The organism is Dictyobacter aurantiacus (genome assembly GCF_003967515.1).
In the GTDB taxonomy this organism is placed as follows: domain Bacteria; phylum Chloroflexota; class Ktedonobacteria; order Ktedonobacterales; family Ktedonobacteraceae; genus Dictyobacter; species Dictyobacter aurantiacus.
Window position 1 is genome coordinate 5,636,109 of the sequence record NZ_BIFQ01000001.1, and the last position, 22,979, is coordinate 5,659,087.

Annotated in this window: 20 protein-coding genes; 17 read left to right on the forward strand and 3 right to left on the reverse strand. The window is 60.0% G+C overall.

Translation table 11 applies throughout. From position 1 onward, the window contains the following. Positions 1 to 376 precede the first annotated feature (376 nt). Positions 377 to 1,462 (forward strand): YsnF/AvaK domain-containing protein, encoded by a 1,086-nt coding sequence (locus KTT_RS22785; RefSeq protein WP_218030965.1) that lies wholly within the window; start codon positions 377 to 379, stop codon positions 1,460 to 1,462. A 131-nt stretch (positions 1,463 to 1,593) separates the two neighbouring features. Here KTT_RS22785 and KTT_RS22790 read toward each other — a convergent pair whose 3' ends face one another. Then, positions 1,594 to 3,795 (reverse strand): multicopper oxidase family protein, encoded by a 2,202-nt coding sequence (locus KTT_RS22790; RefSeq protein WP_218030966.1) that lies wholly within the window; start codon positions 3,793 to 3,795, stop codon positions 1,594 to 1,596. Positions 3,796 to 4,731: 936 nt separating this feature from the next. Here KTT_RS22790 and KTT_RS22795 point away from each other — a divergent pair. From KTT_RS22795 to KTT_RS22865, 15 genes are all read left to right on the forward strand, one after another. Continuing rightward, positions 4,732 to 5,016: a DUF8528 domain-containing protein gene (locus KTT_RS22795; protein WP_126598551.1), complete on the forward strand. Its 285-nt coding sequence runs from the start codon at positions 4,732 to 4,734 to the stop codon at positions 5,014 to 5,016. 3 nt (positions 5,017 to 5,019) lie between these two features. Next, positions 5,020 to 6,423 (forward strand): hypothetical protein, encoded by a 1,404-nt coding sequence (locus tag KTT_RS22800; RefSeq protein ID WP_126598553.1) that lies wholly within the window; start codon positions 5,020 to 5,022, stop codon positions 6,421 to 6,423. After that, positions 6,410 to 6,793, forward strand: a complete 384-nt coding sequence (locus KTT_RS22805; protein WP_126598555.1) for a hypothetical protein — start codon at positions 6,410 to 6,412, stop codon at positions 6,791 to 6,793. Before KTT_RS22800 ends, KTT_RS22805 begins: the two co-directional genes overlap by 14 nt. A gap of 284 nt (positions 6,794 to 7,077) precedes the next feature. Then, the gene (locus KTT_RS22810; protein WP_137296028.1) at positions 7,078 to 9,141 is read left to right on the forward strand and encodes a phage major capsid protein; all 2,064 of its coding nucleotides are present in this window, start codon (positions 7,078 to 7,080) and stop codon (positions 9,139 to 9,141) included. A 129-nt stretch (positions 9,142 to 9,270) separates the two neighbouring features. Beyond that, on the forward strand, positions 9,271 to 10,413 hold the full coding sequence (locus tag KTT_RS22815; protein ID WP_126598559.1) for a hypothetical protein: 1,143 nt from the start codon (positions 9,271 to 9,273) through the stop codon (positions 10,411 to 10,413). A gap of 18 nt (positions 10,414 to 10,431) precedes the next feature. Then, a complete protein-coding gene (locus KTT_RS22820) occupies positions 10,432 to 10,731 on the forward strand; it encodes a hypothetical protein (RefSeq protein WP_126598561.1) in 300 nt (99 codons plus the stop codon). 30 nt (positions 10,732 to 10,761) lie between these two features. After that, on the forward strand, positions 10,762 to 11,361 hold the full coding sequence (locus tag KTT_RS22825) for a hypothetical protein (protein ID WP_126598563.1): 600 nt from the start codon (positions 10,762 to 10,764) through the stop codon (positions 11,359 to 11,361). Continuing rightward, positions 11,358 to 11,681 (forward strand): hypothetical protein, encoded by a 324-nt coding sequence (locus KTT_RS22830; protein WP_126598565.1) that lies wholly within the window; start codon positions 11,358 to 11,360, stop codon positions 11,679 to 11,681. Before KTT_RS22825 ends, KTT_RS22830 begins: the two co-directional genes overlap by 4 nt. Before the next feature lies 1 nt (position 11,682). Continuing rightward, positions 11,683 to 13,698 carry a PLL family lectin gene (locus KTT_RS22835; RefSeq protein ID WP_126598567.1) on the forward strand — a complete coding sequence of 672 codons (2,016 nt, stop codon included), beginning with the start codon at positions 11,683 to 11,685 and terminating at the stop codon, positions 13,696 to 13,698. Positions 13,699 to 13,703: 5 nt separating this feature from the next. After that, positions 13,704 to 14,549 (forward strand): C39 family peptidase, encoded by an 846-nt coding sequence (locus KTT_RS22840; RefSeq protein ID WP_126598569.1) that lies wholly within the window; start codon positions 13,704 to 13,706, stop codon positions 14,547 to 14,549. 96 nt (positions 14,550 to 14,645) lie between these two features. Next, complete coding sequence (locus tag KTT_RS22845) at positions 14,646 to 15,074, forward strand: phage holin, LLH family (protein ID WP_160146059.1); 429 nt, start codon at positions 14,646 to 14,648, stop codon at positions 15,072 to 15,074. A gap of 26 nt (positions 15,075 to 15,100) precedes the next feature. Beyond that, positions 15,101 to 15,832, forward strand: a complete 732-nt coding sequence (locus KTT_RS22850) for a hypothetical protein (RefSeq protein WP_126598574.1) — start codon at positions 15,101 to 15,103, stop codon at positions 15,830 to 15,832. Positions 15,833 to 16,463: 631 nt separating this feature from the next. Then, positions 16,464 to 16,793 carry a hypothetical protein gene (locus tag KTT_RS22855; RefSeq protein ID WP_126598576.1) on the forward strand — a complete coding sequence of 110 codons (330 nt, stop codon included), beginning with the start codon at positions 16,464 to 16,466 and terminating at the stop codon, positions 16,791 to 16,793. Further along, positions 16,790 to 17,230, forward strand: coding sequence for a hypothetical protein (locus KTT_RS22860; RefSeq protein WP_160146060.1), 441 nt, complete (start codon positions 16,790 to 16,792; stop codon positions 17,228 to 17,230). Before KTT_RS22855 ends, KTT_RS22860 begins: the two co-directional genes overlap by 4 nt. A gap of 3 nt (positions 17,231 to 17,233) precedes the next feature. Beyond that, the gene (locus KTT_RS22865; protein WP_126598580.1) at positions 17,234 to 18,724 is read left to right on the forward strand and encodes a hypothetical protein; all 1,491 of its coding nucleotides are present in this window, start codon (positions 17,234 to 17,236) and stop codon (positions 18,722 to 18,724) included. Positions 18,725 to 18,765: 41 nt separating this feature from the next. Here KTT_RS22865 and KTT_RS22870 read toward each other — a convergent pair whose 3' ends face one another. Beyond that, the gene (locus tag KTT_RS22870; RefSeq protein ID WP_126598582.1) at positions 18,766 to 19,515 is read right to left on the reverse strand and encodes a hypothetical protein; all 750 of its coding nucleotides are present in this window, start codon (positions 19,513 to 19,515) and stop codon (positions 18,766 to 18,768) included. A gap of 234 nt (positions 19,516 to 19,749) precedes the next feature. After that, positions 19,750 to 20,979: an MDR family MFS transporter gene (locus KTT_RS22875; protein WP_126598584.1), complete on the reverse strand. Its 1,230-nt coding sequence runs from the start codon at positions 20,977 to 20,979 to the stop codon at positions 19,750 to 19,752. A 749-nt stretch (positions 20,980 to 21,728) separates the two neighbouring features. Between KTT_RS22875 and KTT_RS22880 the strand changes: the two genes are divergently transcribed. Beyond that, a complete protein-coding gene (locus tag KTT_RS22880; RefSeq protein WP_160146061.1) occupies positions 21,729 to 22,931 on the forward strand; it encodes an aminotransferase-like domain-containing protein in 1,203 nt (400 codons plus the stop codon). Positions 22,932 to 22,979: the final 48 nt, after the last annotated feature.

A 22,979-nucleotide genomic window follows, 5' to 3' on the forward strand; every position in this document is an offset into this window, starting at 1 on the left:
TTTTTGTACGGTCAAGCTCATAATAGATAAGAAAGTCGATCCGTCGATTAAAATCAGTTAAGGAAAGGTTACATTTTTTTCAGTAAATGCGATATGAGCCACTTCTGACTGTATTGTCTCGATGCGCTTGAGTCAGCACAATCTCATGCGACTGGTTGCGAAAAAAAGCGCCGTTTTTTTACCCTGTAAGCTCTGCTGATTCTTAGAATTGTCATGCATCGCTGCGCGTGAAAGGATCGTATAAATTTATGTAAATGTGATCTACTATAGAACGTCTCACGGATCACGAAATATGAGAAAGATGGGAAGCGGATAGAACTGGAATATTGATGTAGGTAGTATTGTGTGAGTGATGAATGTAAAAGGAGTCTTCAAAATGGCAATGACAAGACCAAATCTGATGTGCGTATTCGATGAGCCGGCTCAGGCTGATGACGCGATCAATGCGCTGGAGAACGCTGGTTTTGGAGCAGACCAGATTTATTATTCGAGTCGACCCAATACCGATAATGGTTTTTTTGCCAGTCTTAGAAACCTGTTTACCGATAACGGAGACACCAATGTTTCCCGCGATTTAAAGGATCTTGGTCTGACGAATGACGAGGCTGATTATTATCAGCAGCAGCATCGCGCGGGCCATGGTATTGTGGCCGTACAGGCCAATGGACGCGAGCAGGAAGTATTAAGCATTCTGCGCAGCTATGGTGGCCAGATTTATGGCACCCAGAATGCCTCAGGTCAGGCCGGGACATCCAATACAACCACGACGCGCACCGATAGTGACTATGACACTACCGGTGGCACGAGGGCTGGCACCTACCAGAGCGATCGGGCGTACAGCAACGCCGACGCTGGCACGAGCACCTACCAGGATCAGCAGGCGTATAACAACGCTGGCACCGGGGCAGGTACCTATCAGAATAATTCGGATTATAACAATACCAATACCTATCAGAATGATCAGAACTACGCTACTACTGATAGAGGAGCTAATATGTATCAGAATGATCGAGATGCCAACACATACGGAAATGATCGAGTTGAGAACGATGTGAATGATGAGGAGCAGCGCCGCCTGCGTCTGCGCGAGGAGCGCTTGAATGTAGGCAAGGAGCGAGTCCAGTCTGGTGAAGTCGGGCTGCACAAGGATGTTGTCTCCGAAGAGAAGAACATCGATGTTCCGGTCTCGCATGAAGAGGTCTATGTAGAGCGCCGTCCTGTGGCCGATGGCGAGGTTGATAACGACACGCCGCTTGGCACCGATGAAAATATCCGCGTGCCGGTAAGCGAAGAGCAGGTCAACACCTCGAAGGATACCGTCACCACCGGTGAGGTTGGCATTGGCAAGCGTAACGTTCAGGAGAATCGGCGCGTCCATGACACCGTACGCCGTGAAGAGGCGCGCGTGGACACCGATGGCGATGTGCCCGTAGAAGATCGCACCCGCGACCAGAATCTGTAGTAGATGCGCCCCTTGCGGGCGCTTACCCCTTGCGGGCGCTTACCGCAATGCGGTGGCGTCACAAAGGCAACAAAAAGCAGGGTTTCCGTGGCTGCCCAGCCACGGAAACCCTGCTTTAGTTTTTGGCGATCCTACCGGACGGGGATGTAGGGGCGCATCATCTCGTTGTCTTCGTGGTCGAGGATGTGGCAGTGCCAGACATAGCCGGGTCCGGCGGTAGGGTCGAAGACATAGTGATTTTCGCCGGGGTAGACGGCCGACACCGCCAGGGCGGTCGGTGCCCAGCGCAGGGCGAGGCGTCCCACCTGCCCTGGATAGATCTTGATCGTATCCTTCCAGCCGGCCTCATTGGCGTCTGGAGGGATGACTGATCCCTGCAGGTAGGGTTTGACATCCGGGTTGCCCCCCAGGGCGCCGCCGCTGTTGGGGGTGGTGTAGGTCTGCGGAGGTCCGTAGCCGGGGATATAGACGCCGGGTGGGTAGGTGACAGGTCCCAGGGAGCCGTCCGGCAGAACGCCCGTGTAGGTGCCGCCGGGGAAGAGCGAGCTATAGGTGGCGAAGTACGCATCTTTATCGAACTGCTGGCGGTTGATCAGTTGAAATTGAACCAGGTGGATGTGGATGGGGTGGGCATCCTCGGTGAGATTGATGATCTCCCACACCTCCGTTGACCCGGTACGCGGGAGCTCGGTCAGATATTCCGGGTTGCGCAGCGCGATAGGTTGCGAGCCCGGAATGGGAGTCTGGGTCCCTTCGCGCAGGCCGGTCCATTTCGTGTTGTTAACGAGGACCTCCAGCGGGCCGCCGGGACCCTCATTCTCGATCAAGATGAGTTGACGGGTCAGCGAAGGGGTAACTCCACTGGCCAGGCTGCCCTGCTGGGCATTGGCCAGGCGTACAAGCGCCGGTGGCTGGTAGCGGTTAGATCCGCGTAAGCGGGCGCCACTGGCCGGATTGTAGCTATTGTCGGGCGAGGAGAGCGAGCTACCGACGCGGAACTGCATGATGCGGCCGGTCGTCGCCGGATCGGGATTATCCCCATCGGGGAATGGCGCTGGAGCGTCGTTGGTGAGCGTAAAGTTGTGACCATTGAGGCCCGAGAAATCGATGATGAGATCCGCGCGCTCAGCCGGGGCGAGCAGCAATGCGTTAGAAGACAGGGGATCGCTGCTCAGCTGTACCGGGGCATCGAGCAGACTGCCATCGGTGCCGATCTGCCAGAGTGATGGGCCGGGGGTCCCCTGCGTGCTATCGACCAGGTGCAGGCGATAGAAGCGAGCGTTGGAACCATTGAGCAGGCGGAAGCGATAGCGACGCGGCTCCACATTCAGATAAGGCCAGGTCTTCCCATTGACCACGATAGCATCGCCAAAGAACTCGGGGATCCAGTATGGATGCGCCTGAGGATTAGGAGGCGGGCCATTGAGTCCGCTGGGATTGCCGGTTGGGGTCCCATCGGGAAAGAGCAACTGGCCTTGCGTATCAAACTGCCGATCCTGGATCATCAGCTCGATCTCCTGAGCGCCAGCTGGGAGGCCCAGCGGATTGTTAGGCTGGCCGCTATCGTACTGATCGCGCAACAGATAGAAGGCGGCCAGCCCACTGACCACATTGAGGCGGGTCATTCCCATCGTGTGATCGTGCATCCAGAGCGTCGTCGCCTCCTGGGTGTTAGGGTACCAGTAGACGGCGGAATTGGGCGCGGTCGAAGCATACGTCGCGTACGCCTGTCCACGCAGACCGTTGCGCGTAAACCACTGCTCGGGCCCACCATCGAAGGCCGAAGGGACCTCCGCGCCGTGGAGATGGGTTACCGTTGGATAGTAGCCCTGGTAGGGAGTGGTCATCATCATACTCATCTGGTTCAATGGATCAGCCCAGTGGATGGTCTGATCGACCGTCAGCCGTGCCGCCACCTGAGAATTGGCGAACGAGGGAAGATTATTGATGTAGAGAATGGTCGTAGGATAGCCACGGCCCGCCTCGATCGTGCATCCCGGATATGATGGGGGACAATTCCCGATCGCGTAGCCCCACAGAAACGTTCCTCCGTTGAAGGGAGCCGGCAACGAAGCATACAACTGGGCAGGGAGCACCTTCTGCTGAAACTCCTGTATTGACGCTGTAAGAGACTGGCTACTCTGACGCAGGCCGACAAAGGTTGGCAAAGGATCTACAAACTGAGGAATACCCGACGAGGAGAGTGGGGTCTGGGCGCTCTGAACGCTGGCTTCCGCGTCGGGTACGTTCAAAAGTGTTTCCCCACCACGTGTCATAATAAGCCCTGCACCGATAGCTGCTCCTAGCTTGATAAACTGTCTGCGGCTTGTCATCTTGACAATCCCTCCTTCAATGAAAGAAGCCAGTGAGCTTCTTCCTTCCTTCCGCTACCACATCGAAAACATGATCCTGGATAGTCACAGGTTTTTTGCATCCATGATCATCGATGTAATAATAGACTCGGCAATCCCTCTTTTCTTTAAGCTTTTTCGGGCCAAAAGGGCCGATTTCGCAGTAGGAATCGATTTCTCTACTTGCGGTGAAGAAATTAAAACCGAGATATTCAATTCAGGATACGTTTGAGGTGGGAAGTGGTGTCGTGGGGAGAGATGGGAAGCTCCATGGTGTGTTGGTGGAACCGTATGGGAGCGGTCCCCCCACGTGATCATGTCCCCCGTAGGCGGCATAGGATTGCGGCCTCTTTGATACTGTATTTCTTCCGAAAAGCAGCAATCCGGCCTTGTGCATGCCGCTCTGTTGACGTACGACATGGTGGCTTATGCATGGTTACGCGACCGCTTTTCTCGCTTTTTAGGAGCGATATCGTACGTGAACGGGTGCGGCATGCACAAGGCCGGATTGCTGCCTGGTCGGCAAGCCAGCGTATCGAGAAAGCCGCAATCCTATGCCGCCTACGGGGGCATGATCGCGTGGATCGAATAATGGGGGCAAATCTATTCTTTTTTGGCGAAGGATTTGCGGAAAGAATTTGATGGATGAAAAGGAAAAATAATTAGAAATATTGATTTTTATGGGTTTAGATGCGTTTATGTTGACAATTACGGGATTTAGATGTATAGTCTGTAGCGTAGTAGCTGGCCTGTACTACTGGTGGCGTGAGGCCGCCCGGGCTTCTGGCGCCGATGTCCTCTCTCGTTTTTTTCTTCGCAAGGCGACAGGCACTTGCTTATTCGACCTCGAAGATTGGTACGGTATATGACAGATCTGCGTATCAATCTTCTTGTCCCCTGATGAAGGAGCATTGAAATATGCAGAATAGTAGTTCTCAGCGCCGGGCGCGCGCGTGTGATTTTTGTGGTGAGGGTGTGGCCCCTTTGTATCCAGTCGTGACGGCTGAGGTGGCGACTGGAGAGGAGCAGAAGCGGCTGGTGTGCCATACCTGCCGCAGTCTGGGCCACGGGCGACCAATCGTGGCGAGCGCACGGCAGCAAGAGCAGCGGACGCCGAATGCTGTAGATGATACTGAGGATGGGAAGCAGTCGCAGGCATTGACGGCGGCGAAGGCTCATGGGAAGCAGTCGAAGGCGCGCTAAGGCGTGGATCGGTGGAGAGGTGGTGATGGCGTTATGGGGAGACGCAACAAGAGCCGGCGGCAGCGAGTCGCCGAGCAGATCGATCCAGCAGGGATCGCGACAGGGCTGACACAGGAGGACCTGACCTGGGGTCGCAACGTTGTAGGTGGGGAGGAAGACTACTACTGGCGGCGATTGAGCGATGACTTCGCGCTCAAGGATATCGTGCCCGCCACATACCTGGAACTGCACAACCAGTGCTACGAGGCCTGGAACGCCAATCCACTGGCCTCGGCAATCATCGAGATGACCACCAGTTTCGTGCTGGGCAAAGGGGTCAGCATCGAGGCCAACCACAAGAAGGTGCAGCGCCTGCTGCAGCGCTTCTGGCACGATCCCGCCAATCGTATGGACGAGCGCATCTACGATCTATGCCAGGAACTGGCGCTCTATGGAGAGATCTTCATACGCTTCTTCGTCAATCCCTACGATGGCAGCGTGCGGCTGCGCCTGATCGACCCCTCGCTGATCGACCTGATCGAGACCGATCCAGAGGATGTCGAGACACCACTGCGCTTCCACCGGCGTCCCCTGGGGCAGAACGTCTCCCAGGTGGGGATCGCGGGGCAGCCAATGCTGAGGGACGAGGCCATTAATGAGGAGGGAGAGTGGTTTGAGGCGGGCCGCGAGGTGGTGCAGTTCGCCATCAACAAGGTCTCCAACGCCAAGCGCGGGCGCTCGGACCTGGCGACGCTGCTGCCGTGGCTGAGACGCTACAAGGACTGGCTGACCGACAGAGTCAGGATCAACAAATATAAAGGCGCCTTTCTATGGGACGTGCAGCTCAGCGGGGCCGACAAAAAGACGATCGATAGAAAGCGCATGGAGTACAGCTATCCACCCGAGCCGGGCAGCGTACTGCTGCACAACGAGGCCGAGAAGTGGACGGCGGTGCAGCCAGCCATCAATGCCAGCGACGCCAAAGAGGACGGGCGCGCGCTCAAACTGATGATCGCGGTCGGTGCCGGCCTGCCGGAGCACTATCTGAGCGACGCCTCGCAGGGCAACCGGGCCACCGCCGCCGAGATGGGGCTGCCCGCCCTGCTCAGATTCCAGCGGCGGCAGAAGATCCTCAAATACATCGTGCGCACCATTCTGGATCGCGTCATCGAGGAGGCGCAGCGCGTCGGCGCCCTTGGACGGTCCGTGGACACCAGCTACGACGTGATCTTCCCCGAGATCGACTGCGCCGACCACCTGACGCTGGCCAGCGCCATGCAGAGCCTGGTCAACGCGCTCACTGTGGCCCGTGAGCAGGGCTGGGTCAGCGACGAGACCGCCATGCGCATGCTCTTCCAACTGGTCGGGGTCGAGGTGGATGTACACGAAGAGCAGGCGAAGATAGAGGCGGCCCATGCCGCTCGATAAGCGCAAGCAGGCGCACATCCAGGCCCTGCAGGCGCGGGCCCAGAGCGGACGACAGAAGACGGTCGTCTTCGTCTACCAGAGCGGCGGCAGCTACAGCTATCAGCTAGTCAACGTGATCTTTCGGCCACAGGCCAGCATCGAGCGCCAGATACCGGCCAGAGATGGACAGGTGCCGCGTCTCGTCTACGACACCCTGCTGCTGGCTCCGCTCAACACCTCATTCGTTGGACTCGTCATGGTCGCCGACACCACCGTCTCCAGCGCCGCCGGCGTGCAGGTCGCCCGCAAATATCAGGTGGTTGAAGCGATCCCCATGGGAATTGTGCCCGGCGGCACCCGCGTGTACGCCTACCTGCGCCGCATCATGTGATGGGTGACGTCGCGCGCCCCCGTACGTCCCCGCCCGCCGTATGGAAACATCCCCATATGTTCGGGCCTCGCGCCCGATTTCCCCTCCCCGCACGAAAATGCCGGTTGTATGGGGGAGTGTCGTACGTGAAGAGGTAATCGGACGCGAGGTCCGAACATATGGGACGCGAGGTCCGAACATATGGGGGCGTGGTCGAAAGGGAAAGGAGAAATCGGACGCGAGGTCCGAACATATGGGGGCGTGGTCGAAAGGGAAAGGAGAAATCGGACGCGAGGTCCGAACATATGGAGAGAAGTGTAGTAGTGTCTCCGAGGGAGGAGCAGATTCGGATTGATGGGCAGATTGTGGAGCAGGTCTCCACGGTCGGCTCAGGGGAGGGTCACGCGGTACGGGTGACCATTATTCAAGGGGGGCGGTCGAAGAATGGCTATGTGTATGATGAGACGGCGCTGCGCCAGATCGCGCAATTGATCGAGGGGGCGCAGGCCTACGCCGATCATGCGCGCTCCGGAGAGGAGCAGGTGAATCGCTCGGTGCGCGACGTGGTGGGTTTCTATCAGGATGCCGCCTATGTGGCGCAGGGCGATGGCGGGCGCGTCGACGCCACGCTGCACATCTTCGAGGCTGCCGACTGGCTGTGGTCGATGATCAAAGAGGCCTGCGACCTGGGCCGGCCCGAGCTGATCGGGCTCTCCATCGACATCTTCGGCCAGTGGCAGCTCAACGAGGCCAGCAAGGCCAAAGAGATCACCAGCGTCGTGCAGCTGAACTCGTGCGACGTCGTCACGCGGCCCAGCGCCGGAGGCAGCTTTCGCCGCATCCTCCATCACGATGATACCGATAATCACGATAATGAAATTTGTTACATGACATTACAAGGAGAGTATGAGCATATGACCATCACACCAGAGAAGATTGAAGAAGCCACGCAGAGCGAGGCAAGCGGAGAGGCAATCCAGACTCAGGCACAGGCCCAGCAGCAGATCGAGCAGCAGCGCCGCGAGGTCGAGCGCCTGCTCAATGAGGTGCATCTGCAGAAGGCCAACCTGCTATTGGAGCGGCGCCTGCAGGAGAGCATTCTGCCCGAGGCCGCGCGCTCACAGGTGCGCCAGCGTCTGCAGGGACGCCTGTTTGAGGAGCAGGAGCTGGAGAGCGAGATCAGCTCGGCGCAGACCCTGCTGGCGCAGCTGAGCCGCGACGGGCTGATCCGGGGGCACGGCCACGAAAAGGCGACGATCAGCGGCATGGTCACCGAGGCTGAGAAGGTGCAGGCCGCCTTTGACGCCATGTTTGGCCTGGACATCGACACCGGCAAGCTGGGCAATGTGCGCGGCTTCATCAGCATCCACGAGGCGTACAGCCGCGTCACCGGTGACTCCTCGCTGCGTGCCGGCATCAGCAGCGGCAGCCACCTGGGACCGATCCAGGTCGCCGAGAGCGCGCCCATCGGACGCGTCAGTGAGGCCGACACCACCACCGCCAGCTTCTCCTACTTGCTCGGCACCAGCATGAACAAGCGCCTGCTCAAGGACTACGAAGCCTGGCCCGCCGAGTGGCAGAAATTCGCCAGCGTCATCCCCATTAAGGACTTCAAGCAGCAGACGCGCGTGCGCCTGGGCGCCTTCGGCAGCCTGCCGATTGTGGCCGAAGACACGCCGTACAGCGCCGTCACCCTGAGCGACTCGGCGGCAACCTATGTCCCGCAGAAGCGCGGCAATCTGGTGACCATCTCGCGCGAGACCATCCTCAATGACGACCTGCAGGCCATCCGGCAGATCCCGAGCAAGCTGGCGGTGGCCGCCGCCTATACACTGGCCGAGTTCGTCTACTCGTTTCTGTCCACCAACCCGGTCATCTACGACACGGCCAACCTGTTCACCACCGGTGCCCCGCACAACAACCTGGGGGCGGCCGCGCTCTCGACCACGGCCATGCAGAACGGCATCACCGCCATGCGCGAGCAGAGCAACTACGCCGGCAAGCGTCTCGGGCTACGCCCCCGCTACCTGGTTGTGCCGCCCGAGCTGGAATGGACCAGCATGGTCGTCACCAAATCCGCCGGTGTCCCCGGATCACCCAACAACGATATCAACCCGATGCTTGGCTATGTCACACCGATTGTCGCGCCGCAGCTCAGCAGCAGCACGCAATGGTTCCTGCTCGGCGATCCACGCGAGGTCGACACCATCGAGATCGGATTTGTTGGCGGGCAGGTGAACCCCTCGCTCTTCATCCAGGATCAGCCGATGGTGGGCCTCAACTTCACGCAGGACGCCATCAACTATAAGATCCGCCACGAGTATGGCGGCGCCGTCGTCGATTATCGCGGCATATATCGCGGGATTTAAGCAATCCCTTATGTATTCCCGCCTACGGCGGGAAGGGGAGAAGAGGAAGGAAGTTTGGGGACACCCCAAACCCCGGTAGGAGGGGCTGGCCGCCCCTCCTGCACCTCCCCACTTAAAAGGAGCACAAAATTGACGAATTTTATGAATGCGGATGGGTCGGGATTGGTGGGTGGATTGAATCCGGCGGGCAATGGGCAGGCGCTGCAGGTGGACGGCGGCGGCAATCTGAAGACGGTGCCGGCGGGGAGCGCGCTGCTGGATGGTGGTGTGGGGCAGGCCTTCGCGCCGGGGGTGGCGTACCTGTTCAACAATGGCGCGCCCGGCAACAACAACTTTGATCGCAAGCGCGAGCTGCAGGGCAAGGGCATCATCTTCAACAATGTCAGTGCGGGGGCGGGCGTAGGCTCGACCAGCCTCACGCTCTCGTCGGTGGCCGGGCTGATCGCCGGGGCGCCCATCCTGCTGGTGGGTGGGGGATATACCGAGGTGGTGTATGTGGCCAGCAGCTATGTGCCCGGCAGCAATCCGGTCAGTCTGCAGTCGGGGATCGTTTACGCCAACCACACCGGGGCGTTCTGGGATGGCTACGCGCCGCAGGGTCCGCAGCTCAACGGCCTGCTGGCCACCGGCATCGATCCTGTGGCCAGCGTGATTATCGATCCCAACGCCGGCAACTACTACCTGACGCGCGCCGCCTCGCAGGATGGCTGTTCCGGTTCCAACATCCCGCTGAGCAGCCCCGCCATATTCAACGGCACGAGCCTCGATCGTGCCGTCGGCATCAACGGCGTCCCCAGCGTACAGAACTGGGTGCGGCAGCTGACCCTGCAGGGTCATGCTTACTGCGCGCATACGGGTCTGCAGAGCGCGGGGTCCGGCACCAATGACTATCCGCTCAGCCTGTTCAACCCGGCCGCCAGCGGTAAGAACATCCTGGTCTACTCGCTGCGCGTGGCCGCCAGCGCTGGTGGCATCAACGCCCGCGTCAAGATGACCGGCAGCGATCCCGCCTATGGCAGCGCGGCCACCGTCAGCAATCAGAAGGCAGGAGGCAGCGCCAGCGCGATCGCCGCCAGCTGTACCTATAGCACCAGCTCGACCGCCCCCACGGGACCCTTCGCGCTGGCCGACATCGGTAGCGGTGCCCTGGAACTGCTGCAGAACGAGCAGTGTCTTCTCCTGCCTGCCGGCAGCTCCAATGGTCTGACGCTGACCCTGGAGACCAGCGCCGCCGGCAGCTATGTCAGCAGCATCAAGTACGTCGAATATTAATCCCGAGCAAGAAAGGATATGCCCATTATGTTAGATCAGCTTGAATTCGCCTTTGGCCGCTACAACGGCGGCCAGACCGCACCCATCGGCAGCTACCTCAATCCGCGCACGCTGGCCATCCAGCAGTTGAGCAGTGACGGCGTGCTGCCGCTGGACGGCACCTGGGTGCGCGTCGATCCCTCGGCCAGCCAGACGCTGGCCAACATTGCCAGCAGCGTCAACGCCGTCCTCGGCACAGGCTACAGCGCCGCCAGCTTCCACACGCAGGCGGCCGGCGACCTGAGCGGCAATCCCGGCCAGGCCAGCAACGACGCCTGAGTCTGAGAGAGAAGAGAGAGGAGGTGCCCGATGGCCCAGGTCATCAAGCGCGCCCTGCTGACCGCCTTTAATCCCGCCAGTTATACCGCCTCGGTCCTGTTGTTGGAGGCCACCTCGACCGAGCTCACCGATGTCCCGATCGCCTTTCAGGCCGATGGGAGCAGCACGCCGCTCAACGGCTCGCTGTGTGCCGTCCTCTTCTTCGATGAGCATAACGCCAGCGACGCCGTTGTGCTGGCGGTCTACAGCACTGGCTCGGTGGTCCCCACGCCCGCACCGGGGCGCGTCACCTTTGTTCCGGGCTATCGACAGATCAACGGAGACGTCCTGAGCGCCGGCAGCGTGTCCACCTACACGCTGAGCGGCGGCAGCTCGGGGATTCCCAGCCGCGCGTTGGGAGTGCTCTACAAGGCCTACTACAGCAGCAGCACCCTCAACAGCTATGTGCAGCTCGCCCCGCACGGTGCCAGTGATCTCAGCGCTTACGCCACGCTCGGCAATACCGTCAGCGCCGGCGCCGCCATCAACGGTGCTGGACTGCTGGCCCTGGATGCCCAGGGGCGCATCGATGTGAAGGCGCAGGTCGGCAGTTGTACCCTCACCCTCTACACCTATGGATATGTGATATGAAGCAACAGCAAGATACTTATCCCCAGACCAACGGGGCAGAGCAGCGCATCGAGCACTGGATCGGACAGCTCGAAGAGCAGACACGCGACCTGCTGGCCGGGCTCGCCCTCGACGAACTGAGCCAGAAGGAGCGGCTCGGCTTCGCGCTCAAGATGCTCAGCCAGATCCAGCACTTTTTGACTATCAGGCAGAAGCTGGAGACGCCACCCGCCGGCTCCGGCAACGTACAGATCTGGCTGCAGAACCTGACGCGGCAGATGCGCGGCGAGGGTCCAGACGGCGTCCGCATCGTGGACGAGACGGAAAGCGGGTCGCGCTAAGATGGTCAGAGCGATCAGTGATACCCTCGCCGCCGCCATGCGTGCCAGCACGCGCGTCCCCGCCATCGGCGTCAGCATCGAGGACCATATCCAGCACTATCAGGCCTATCAGAGTCCCGGTACCCCCGATGGCTGGCACGATGCCTGCGTGGCCGGTGACGGCAGCATCGTACGCGTCCGCCTCACGCGAGGCAGTGGCGCTTACTCGCAATCCCTGCAGTGGCAGCGCATCACCAATCCCGACAGCGCCAGCCAGTGGAGCAGCTGGAGCACGCTGGGCGGGGCCAGCGCCACCTGCTTTGAGGATAGCGGCTGCGCCATCTCCAACAACGGCGGCATCCTGCGCACCTTCGCGCAGCAGGGGAGCGGCGGCGCGCTGTGGACCTGGAGCAGCAGCGATAACGGCCAGAGCTGGAGCGCCAGTCCGACCAGCGTGCTCACGCCGCCCGGCGGCACCTCCATCCTGGGCATCGGCAGCGCCGGCAACAACGACGTCTTCTTTCTCTATCAGATCAGCGGGGGCGTCGTGATCGGCTGCTCTCTCTACAGCGGTGGTAGCTGGAGCAGTCTGCGCAGCAGTACCCTCTCGGCCATCCCCTATGGCGCTGGCCTGACCGCCTGCTGGGATGGCAGTCTCTACTGGCTCATCTTCAGTGATGGCAACACCTTGTACGAGAGCACGTATGATCCCGGCGGCAACAGCTGGCAGGGATTGCCGGCCGTCGCGCCCGCCACCGGCAACGCCATCACGCGCCGCGCGCCCCGCCTGCAGTACGATCCCAGCAGTGAACTCTACACGCTGGCCTGCATTGAGGCCGACAGCGGCCAGCTGACCGGGGCCGTCTACAGCTACCCGCGCCTGCGCCAGAGCGCCGACCTGCAGCACTGGTCCCAGGGCAGCATTGTGCACAGCATGTCGGCCCAGTACGGAGCCTGCCCGCTCGGCGCCTCCAACGCCAACCTGCTCATCAGCATGTCCAGCGTCCTGAAAGCTAACGCATACAGGCAGGACAGCCAGCACTACCTCGACTGCGGTAGCCGCGTAATTTCCTATAGCCTTAAGGAACACCTGAACAAGCCGGCAGAAGTGGAGATGGTGCTGGACGGCGGTCAGGGGGTGGTGCTCAGTCAGCCGGGGGCGACGGGGCCGATTGGCCCCAACTGTTCGCTGGTGTTGCGGGCCGGCTATCGCAGCGGGACGGCGCCGGGCGTGTCTGAGCTGGTAAAGGTAGGGACGTACCGCATCCAGTCGATGCAGCTGGAACGGTCGGCGGGCGTGGAGCGCCTGCGCCTATTGTGTGGTGACCTGACACAGCAGCTGGATCAGGTTAACCGCTTCCAAATGACCTATACGGCGCAGCCGCTGAGCTGGCTGCTGCGTGAGGTCTGCGCCCGCGCCGGACTATTCGCGCTGGCGCTGCCCGCCAGCAGTCAGCTGAGTCAGAGCGTACCGCAGTTCGTGCTGCCAGCCGGCGGCAGCTATCGCCACGCCCTCGACGAGCTCTGCCACATCTACGACCTGCAGTACTTCCTGGACCAGGACGAGGTGCTGCAGTTTCAGGATCTCAACGCCGGCGTCAGTGCCAGCTGGTCCTACCAGGCCGAGATTGAGCGACTCAGCTGGGGACAGCGCGTGCAGGGTGGCAACCATATCATCGTCACCGGCAAGCCGCCCGCCGGAGGGAGCAGCATGGCGCTCACCACCGCCGAGGTCTACGACGACCAGCAGATGCAGTGGAGCGGCCGGGAGGGTCTGATCCAGCACGTCGACCAGAAACTGCTGACCGTGGCCCAGTGCGCCAGCAAGGCCTCTTTCCTGCTCGCGCAGCAGCAGCGCGCCCGGCAGCAGCACCAGGTCCAGGTTCCGTTCAACCCGGTCCACCAGTTGCTGGATGTGATCAGCATCAGCGATGCCAGCGGAACTATCGGCGGCAACGCGCGCATCGTGAGCAGCAGCTCGAACTATGAGCCACAGCAGGCCATTTACAGTACCACACTAGAACTTGAAGGAGTATAGAAGCTATGGAATTAAGCAACTTTCCCATGAAATCGCAGCGCAGCGAAGATCCCACGCAGGCCAATCGCGAATACGACTGCGTCGCCACCAGTATCGCCGCCTGCATCCAGTTTTTAACCGGGCAGCCCACCACGGGTAGCCAGCTGAAGAACAGCATCTATGGCGCCAGCTACATTGGCGCTACCTATGTCAGCGATTACGTGGCCGAGGTCGCCCGGCACGGCGTTGATCTCCACACCGTCGACGGCGAGATGTCCACCCTGCTCTCACGCATCCGCTCCGAGCTGGCCCAGGGGCATCCCGTGGTGGCCGCCGAGCTCGATCCCTATGTCAGCGCCTCCCTGGACTGGACGCACATGATCGCATTTTATGGCTGTAGCGCCACTACCCTGACGGCGATGGACCCCTATATCGCCCAGCCTGTGACGAAGAGCGACGCCGACTGGCTCAAGGTGCTCAAATATAACGAGATCTGGCCCCTCAGCAAGCAGCCGTCCGCGCTGGTCAAGCACGTCCCGGCCGGCTGGAAGGACGACGGCACCACGCTGACCGCGCCCAACGGCAAGGTGGTCGTCAAAGGTTTTCGCGACTACATCCTCACCCACGGCTGGGACAGCGACGATCTGCCGCTGGAGAACGAGCAGGGAGTCGCGCAGCTCGAAGTTGGCAATCCTGGCCTGGGAGGCGGCAGTCGCCAGCGCTTCCGCCGCACCACTCTGGAATGGAGCCCGACTCATCCAGTGTTTGAGGCGTGGACCGGCCAGGAGTTGATGGCCCTCGAACAGATGGGTCGTCAGCTCACGAAGGAGCGCGACACCCTCAAAGCCCAGCTCACCTCCACCCACGCATAGGTTCGGACCTCGCGTCCGATTGGTCGTCACCCATCCATAGGTTCGGACCGTGCGTCCGATTTAATGTTACGCGAATGCAAAAAGGAGAAAATGTTTATGCCCCAAAGCGAATTGTTGACCGGTGTTGTGTTGAATGCGTTTCCGTTTTTGTGCGTGGTGGCGGTGTGGTGCTTGAAGTTTTTTGAGCATCGGTTGCCGAGCAAGCAGCAGGAGATGCTGGAGAAGTGCGTGCGGATGGCTGTCTCGATGGCCGAGCAGGCTTACGACGATTATGGTCCATTGGAGAAGAAGCAGGTAGCGCTGCGGGCGGCTATCGAGCTGTTTAATGCCTTCCATCTGCCGGTGCCGCAGCCGGGCGCGCTCAATACGGCGCTGGAGGCCGCCGTCTTCGCGGTGCGGCAGAGTCAGGGGCCGCGCAGTCCCTATCAGGATGCGCCCACGCGCGTCACCCCGGCGGTCGTGCCAGCTGCCGCCGCTGCTCCTACGGTTGCGACTGCGGCCCTATCGGCTCCGGCGCAGGGTTAGGGTAGGATGGCAGGAGAAGTATACCAATGTTGTTAGCGGACCTCGAAAACATGGTGCGGCTGGATCTGTTTGATCCAGCTGGTCCCAATCAGCGCTGGAGCCAGGCCGATATCGATCGCGCGCTCGACCGGGCCGTCGAGCGCTACTCCGCCTACTATCCCAACATCGCGTATGCCGACATGCCCACGCAGGCCGGGCAGCGCAGCTATCCCTATCCAACCAGCTGGAATCCCGCCTATCCCGTGCTGTGGATCGAGCGCATCCTCTATCCGCTGTTCAATAGCGCGGGGATTATGTGCTGGCCGCCGATTGAGCGTGCCTTCAGTGAGTTCTCCGCCATGTTTGACGCGGCGGGCGCTATCGGCGATCAGCAGCCGGGCTTTACGCTGCACCTGGGCAGCGGAGAGCTGCCGCAGGATAGCAGCCAGCTGATGCGTGTCTTCTACGCCACAAAGCACCAGCTGGATAGCAGCGGCTCGACCATTCCCGAGCCGCACCGCGACCTGGTCGTTGCCGGGGCCTGCGCCTACGCCATGCAGGCCTACCAGGTCCCGACCAACGATAACTTCGACTTCCAGGATGGCGCCCTGCACGACCGTCTCGACGACACAAAAATTCCGGGCGCGTGGCTGGCCGCCGCCGGGCAGCGTCTGGAGCAGTTCGAGGGCCGCCTGCAGGAGATCAAACGACAGCGGGATTTCGCCAGCGCGGCCCGCCTCCATTGGGGCGACGTCCCGCGCTATTGGAACCGGTTGTGATGGGGAAATAAAAATGTTGGTGTAACACGAAAATGTACCCAAATGTGAACGTATCCGTAACACGAAAATGTACCCAAATGTGAACGTATCCGTAACACGAAAATGTTCCCGTAGGCGGCATAGGATTGCGGCCTTCTAAACACGTTAAATGTATGTAATGCAGCAATCCGTCCTTGTGCATGCCGCCTGCTCGCCCTCCACGATGTTCCCGAAGCACGATAATGTGGGCGATGGTAAGCGTGCATTGCGTACGTGAACGGGGCGATGATAAGCGTGCATTGTGTACGTGAACGGGGCGATGATAAGCGTGCATTGCGTACGTGAACGGGGCGATGGTAAGCGTGCATTGCGTACGTGAACGGGGCGATGGTAAGCGTGCATTGCGTACGTGAACGGGGCGGCATGCACAAGGCCGGATTGCTGCGGATCGTGAGGGGGAGGTGTTGAAAGGCCCGCAATCCTATGCCGCCTACGGGTACATTTTCGTGTTATGGGGAGATTCGTGAAAATGGGATGCATTTTTGTGTTATGGGAAATTCGCGAGGGCGAACATAGAAATCGGATGCGGGGTCCGAACTTATGGGGGCGTGGTCGTAAGGGAAAGGAGAAATCGGACGCGGGGTCCGAACATATGATGGATGTTTTGAATGTGGTGAATCTGGTGTTGACGGTCGGGGGGATCGTCGGGGGGCTGCTGGCGTATCGCGGGGGGATGGCGCGGACGGCCAATGAGATTCAGGAGCGGGTGATCGCGGCCCTGGAGAGTGAGCTGACGGGGATGCGGGCGCGGCTGGAGGATATGAAGGCCGAGAATACGCGGCTGAGCCTGATCATCGATACGATCTGCGTGGCGCTGCGGCGGCGCGGCATCGCGGTCTCGATCGATGGCGATATGGTGTCGATCAGCGATGATCATGGGGCGAGCACGACGACGCGTATCCAGGAAGAGCAGGTGCTGTGATGGCGACGATCGGGGTGGATTGCGAGGTGATCCTGGATGGTACGGGCTACTTTGTGCGGCCGGGGAGCTATGAGGTGCGGCAGCCACGCGTGCGCAAGACGAGCGTGCGCGCTGACGGCTCGCTGTCCTATGTCGATCTGGGGCCGGGCAAGCGCAGCTGGCAGATGGTCGTGCTCTGCCTGAATGATCTGCTGCGCTACGATGGTCAGCCGACCGGCGTCAGCGGACAGGCCTACCGCGACGCTCTGCGCGCCAGCTATGGTGGCAGTCTCGGCGCGACCCTGACCTTTGTCGATCCCATCAACGGCAGCGTGAGCGTGCACTTCGACGGCTACAGCGAGCGTATCATCGACCTGCACAGCCAGGTCAGCGCGCTGGCCGCCGGCGGGAGTCTGGCCGCCTCCTACGAGGTCACGATCGAGCTGCTGGAGGCGTAGGGGATGGAGATGGACGCAGTAGCAGAGAAGGGATTTCAGCCCGGCATCGGCTGGTTCGCGCGCCACATCCTGGGCAAGCCGCTCTACCCCTATCAGGAGCAGGTCGGCGACGCCATCCTGGCCGCCATCCGCGCCGGTCGCGGGGATACTTTTAGCGTGATGTTCGCGCGCCAGATGGGCAAGAACCAGCTTAGCGCCGTGCTGGAAGCCTATCTGCTCTTCGCCTATCCGCATGGCTCAATCGTCAAGGCCGCCCCGACCTACAAGCCGCAAATCGTCAACTCGCGCATGCGCCTGCTCAACATGCTGGAGGCCCCCATGCTGCGCGGGCGCGTCTGGAAATCCTTCGGCTACATCATCGGGCTCGCCCCCGAGCCGGAGCTGGTCGACGAGCAGGGTGGTCCACGCATCCTCTTCTTCTCGGCCGGACCCGAATCCTCGATCGTCGGGGCTACCGCCAGCCTGCTGCTGGAGATCGACGAGGCCCAGGACGTGCAGATCGAGAAGTACGATGTCGAGCTCAAACCGATGGCCGCCACCAACAACGCCGTCACCGTGATGTATGGGACCGCATGGAGTGACGACACGCTGCTGGCGCGCATGAGGGCACACAACCTGGAGCGGCAGCAGCAGGACGGCATTCAGCGCCACTTCGAGTTCGACTGGCGCACGCTGGGGGCGATCAACGCGCGCTACCGCAGCTTCGTCGAGGGCGAGATGCTGCGCCTCGGCGAAGAGCACGTCTCGATCCGCACCCAGTACCGCCTGCTGCCCATCAGCGGTGCCGGCTTCCTATTCAACGAGCTGCAGCGCCACCTGCTGCGCGGCGCTCATCCCTGGCTGGCCGAGCCCGATGAGGATTATTATGTCGCCGGGCTCGATGTTGGCGGCGAGGAGCGTCCCCGACCGGGCCAGGAGCAGCAGACGAACAACAAGCGCGACAGCACCATCCTGACCATCGGCCGCGTCAGCTACAACGAGCTGGAGCTGCCCCGCATCGAGATCGTGCATCAGCAGTGGTGGACCGGCCTGCGCCACGGCGACCAGTACGCCCGCGTTAGCGCCCTGCTGCAGCAGTGGAACATTCGTCGCCTGCTGGTGGATAGCAGCGGACTCGGCGAGGCCCTGGCCAGCCTGCTGTGCGACCGCTTTGGTGCCGAGCGCGTCGTCGGCTACAAGTTCAGCTGTGCCAGCAAGAGCCGCCTGGCCTACCAGCTACTCAGCCTCGTCAACTCGGCCCGCCTCAAGCTCTATCGATCTGAGGAAGCGCCGGTGGACGTCTACGAAGAATGCTGGAAGCAGCTGCGTCTGGCCCGCTACCGCGTCCCGGCTGAAAATTGCCTCGACATGTACGTCGATCCCGCCGAAGGCCACGACGACTTCCTGATGAGCCTGGCCCTGTGCGCCGAGGCTATCCGAGAGCTACAGCCCCCGCCCATTGAGGGCGCCATCGTGCGCCCCAGGCAGATGTATATGGGAGATGGGAGATTTTGAAATCGGACGCGAGGTCCGAACTTATGGGACGCGAGGTCCAACTAGGAAAGGGCTTTCTGGACGATACGTTCAATTACCCTCATGGAAAGTATCCAGGCAAGAGTCAGAAGCAGGGATGCCACGCAGGTACCCATCATGGTGTTCATATCCGTATAGTTGGCGTTGAGATTTGTGTTAATGGCAATGAATGTGAATGCCAGGATGATGGATGCGACTATCATAATGAACATACTCAACGACCTATTTACACCCTTCCTTAATTCATAGCTTCGGCCAGCCAGGAAGGTAGCGAGCATGACCGGGATAAGGAATAGGAAGTTAACCAGACTTATATCGCTCCAGAAGTGCGGATTCAGTAGATGGGTGAGCTGAATGCTGGCGTAGATCGAGAGGCATGAGATGAGTGTGCCGCGCCATTTGCCAAAGAACAGCGCACAGAGGAGGGTGGAGGCTGGTGCCAGCACAATGGTCAAAAACATCGTCTGAAACACCTGCGCGAGTTCCAATATGACATTCGGAGGGAACGGGAGCGGTGTACTCACGGTGAACAGGCAACTGGTGAGAGCGATGATCAGCAGGACACTGTAGAACAGCATGACCGGGATGTGTATTTGTGCTGGCAGCCTGGGAAGCACGGGAAAGGCAAGGGCTTGACCTGCTGGTTGGCTGGAGTTGGCTGGCTGGCTTCCCCGAGCAGACCGTGCCGGGGTGATCTGAGCCTGGCTGGCACTGGCCTGATAGAAATACTTCTTACCCGGAGTCGTGGGGGGACGATTGGTTTGCTCTGGCATACAATTGTTCCTTCAACAGATACAATGATTTATATAGTAAAAAATGATATAGATATATATTTATATTTTTATTTCCTATATCTATTGTAAGGTCATAAGACAAGGTTACATTGCGAAGTGAGGTAAAAACCTTGCTATACATTGGGCGTTTCTTTGGGAACGGTCACGTGTTTAAGGAAACGTGGGTGTCCGGGCACGAGGCCGCTGCGCGGCAAGCTGGGGCAAGCGCAGCACCTACGACGATGAATCGGGAATGGCGGTCGGGATGGGTGGACTGCCGTTTTCAATGCCCGGCTGGTGGGCTGATGACTGTGGTCGCCGTTTGATCAGCAGGACCAGCAGGGCAGCCAGGGCGGCCAGCAATCCACATAGTGGCCAGAACAGAGCGGCATTCCAGGAATAGATGATGGTGCCCAGTAGCGGTGCCAGGATCAGGCCGATGCTCCAGGTCATGCCCCAGGCCCCCTGATAGCGCCCCCGCAGGTGAGCGGGCGACAGATCGGCCACATAGGCGGACGATATGGGTCCCTGAACCATCTCGCCGAACGTCCAGAGGACGACGGTGAGCGCAAGCAGAGGGACGGTGGAGGCGAGGCCGGTCAGGCCAAAGCCGAGCGCGATCAGCAGGAAGCCGAGCGCGACCATGCGTTGTTTAGAGAAGCGCTGCGTGAAGGCACTGATCGGCAACTCCAGAAACACCACAATCAGCCCGTTGAGGGAGCCCAGCAACCCATAGATCGCGCTTGAGAATCCCAGAGCCTTGACCTGCAGGGCCAGCGTCGAAAGTTGCTGCATATAGACGAAGGCGATGGCGGTTCCGGCCAGCAGGAAGAGCAGGAAGCTGTAGTCCGACCACAGCGATCCGCGATGAATGTGTTCCTGTTGCTGCTGACTGGCGTGTCGTGAGACGTGCGCGGGCAGCGCGAACAGGACGAGCAGGCCAAAGATGGCCGATGTCGCGGCATCGCCGACGAAGAGCAGCAGGAACGAGCGGCTGGCGATAAAGCCGGCCACGGCCGAGCCTGCGGTTACCCCCAGGTTGATGGCCAGTCGGTAGGCCGCGAAGGCGCTGACGCGCTGCTGTGGTTCAACCAGATCGGCGATCAGCGCTCCGGAGGCTGGTCGATACAGTTCCGTGGTCAGGCCGGCCAGGGTGACCAGCGCCACGATCAGCGGCAGCGTCGTCGCCTGCGAAAGCAACAGCATCGTCGCCGCCGACGAAAACGTCGAGAGCATAAGCGTATAGCGTCGTCCCAGCCGATCGGCCAGGTAGCCACCCAGTGCAGCGGCCCCGATACTCCCGATGCCATAGGCACTGGCCGCTATCCCTGCCTGGACCGCCGTGTAGCCTTTGGAGAGCATGTAGAACACCAGAAATACGCTTACGACGCTGCCAAAACGATTGATGAACGTACCCGCGAAGATAATCCACAGCGCACGTGGAAAATTGAATGCCTTCTGCATCTTGAATTGGAATCCCTATCTTTATCTCTGTGTAGCAGCGAGCAAAAGAATAAGGTTGCTATCTGCAGATACCATCATACATGCAAATCCAGCATAATGCCAGGGCTTTTCAGATGTGACCATTGTGGATATTTTGTGAGAATGTGTCTTATTCCCACCACTTTGGGGGCACGTGAGCGCCCCCGCACTCGCGTCCGTTACGCGGCCGCATTGTTTTTGTGTGTTGGTGCAGTAGGGGCGCGAAAGCGCCCCTACTGCACCAACACACCATGGACTTGTGAGCACCAGAGGTGCGAAAGCTCAGGCAGCCTGCAGGCCATCATCGTGAGAATCAGACACTGTCTGAGAATGTGTCTGAATTCCGTCATGTTGGGGGTGCATGCGTGCCCCCTGCACGAACACACAACGGAATTCTGAGCACCAGAAGTGCGAAAACCCATGCAGGCTGCAAGCCATCATCATGGGAGTCAGGCACTCTCTGAGGGCGATGCGTGGTGGTCGCGCGCAGGTTGGTATTGCTACTAGTTGGTGTGCAGGTCACTACGGATATACAGGTAAATGTGATAAGAGCTCGTATACGGAATTATAATTATGTATAATGTATTCACATATCTGATTTATTGATCATGCACAGAGCATTTCTGCTTTTAGTGTTCTATTGATCGATTCATGCTCGTACTATGGGTGATTTGTGTGTAACGTGTTTTGGTGATCGCATCTCGTCAATGCTTTTTGAAAGGGTCAGCATTATGAGTGATACGCTCGCGTTCACGTCCGGTTCGCGACTGGCTGAATGGACTCACGGCGTGCAACCAAGTGTTTTACATCAGGCCGGACTGGCGGCCCAACGATCTGATAGCATCTCTTTTGCACTGGGGATGCCTGCCCCTGAATTATTTCCGGCCGAGGCCTATACGCAGGCGCTAACGCGTGTTCTGGGCGTGCGCCAGGTCACGGAATATGGCCTTCCCAGTAGTGCTTTGACGGCGCAGATTGCGCGTATGATGCAGGCGCGTGGCTGTCCCTGTGGGGAAGAGCGTATCTTTGTGACGGCCGGTGCTCAGCAGGGACTGAGCCTGATCGCCTCGCTATTTCTGGAGCGCGGGCGGCAGATTATGGTAGAGGAATACAGCTATGGGGGCATCCTCCAGGTTGCCGCTCCCTGGCAGCCCGACGTCCTCACGGTCCCGATTGACGCGGAGAGCGGTCTTGATGTAGAGGCGCTGGAGCAGCAACTGCAGGCGGGGGCGCGACCAGCGTTTATCTACACGATCCCGCTGGGGCATAATCCTGTCGGGGTGAGCTTGAGTCTGGAGAAGCGCCACCGGCTGGTTGAGCTGGCGCGTACCTATCAGGTGCCCATCATCGAGGACGACGCGTATGGCTTCTTATCCTATACAGATGAGCATCTGCCGCCCTTGCATAGCCTGGATGATGAATGGGTATTTTACGTGGGCTCCTTTTCCAAAATTCTGGCTCCCGGACTGCGCGTCGGCTGGGTCGTGATGCCGGCCCGCTTTCAGCATCTGCTGGGCGCGGCCAAAAACGCCCAGGATCTGCAGACGTCAAACATCACCCAGTATGCCCTCGCCTCTTATCTTGAGCACACCTCCTTTGATGACTACCTCACGCGGTTGCGCACGACCTATCGTGAGCGCCGTGATAGCATGCTTGCGTCCCTGCGTGACCACTTTCCGGCCGGGGCACGCTGGCATCCACCCACGACTGGTATCTTTGTCTGGATCGAGCTTCCTGCCGAGTACAACATTACAGAGCTGGCGCGGCGCGCGCCGCTGGAAGAGGGTGTGGCATTGATACCGGGACAGGCATTTATCGTGACACAGCCCCAGGTGTACCAGGAGCGGCATATCCGGCTCAATTTCTCGCATCCCAATAGCGCGAAAATCCGCGAGGGTATTCAACGTCTTGGGAACTTGATCCAGCGGATGTAATGTCAGCCAAAAGCGCTCTTGTATTTCTTATATTCTTTGACGAGAAAG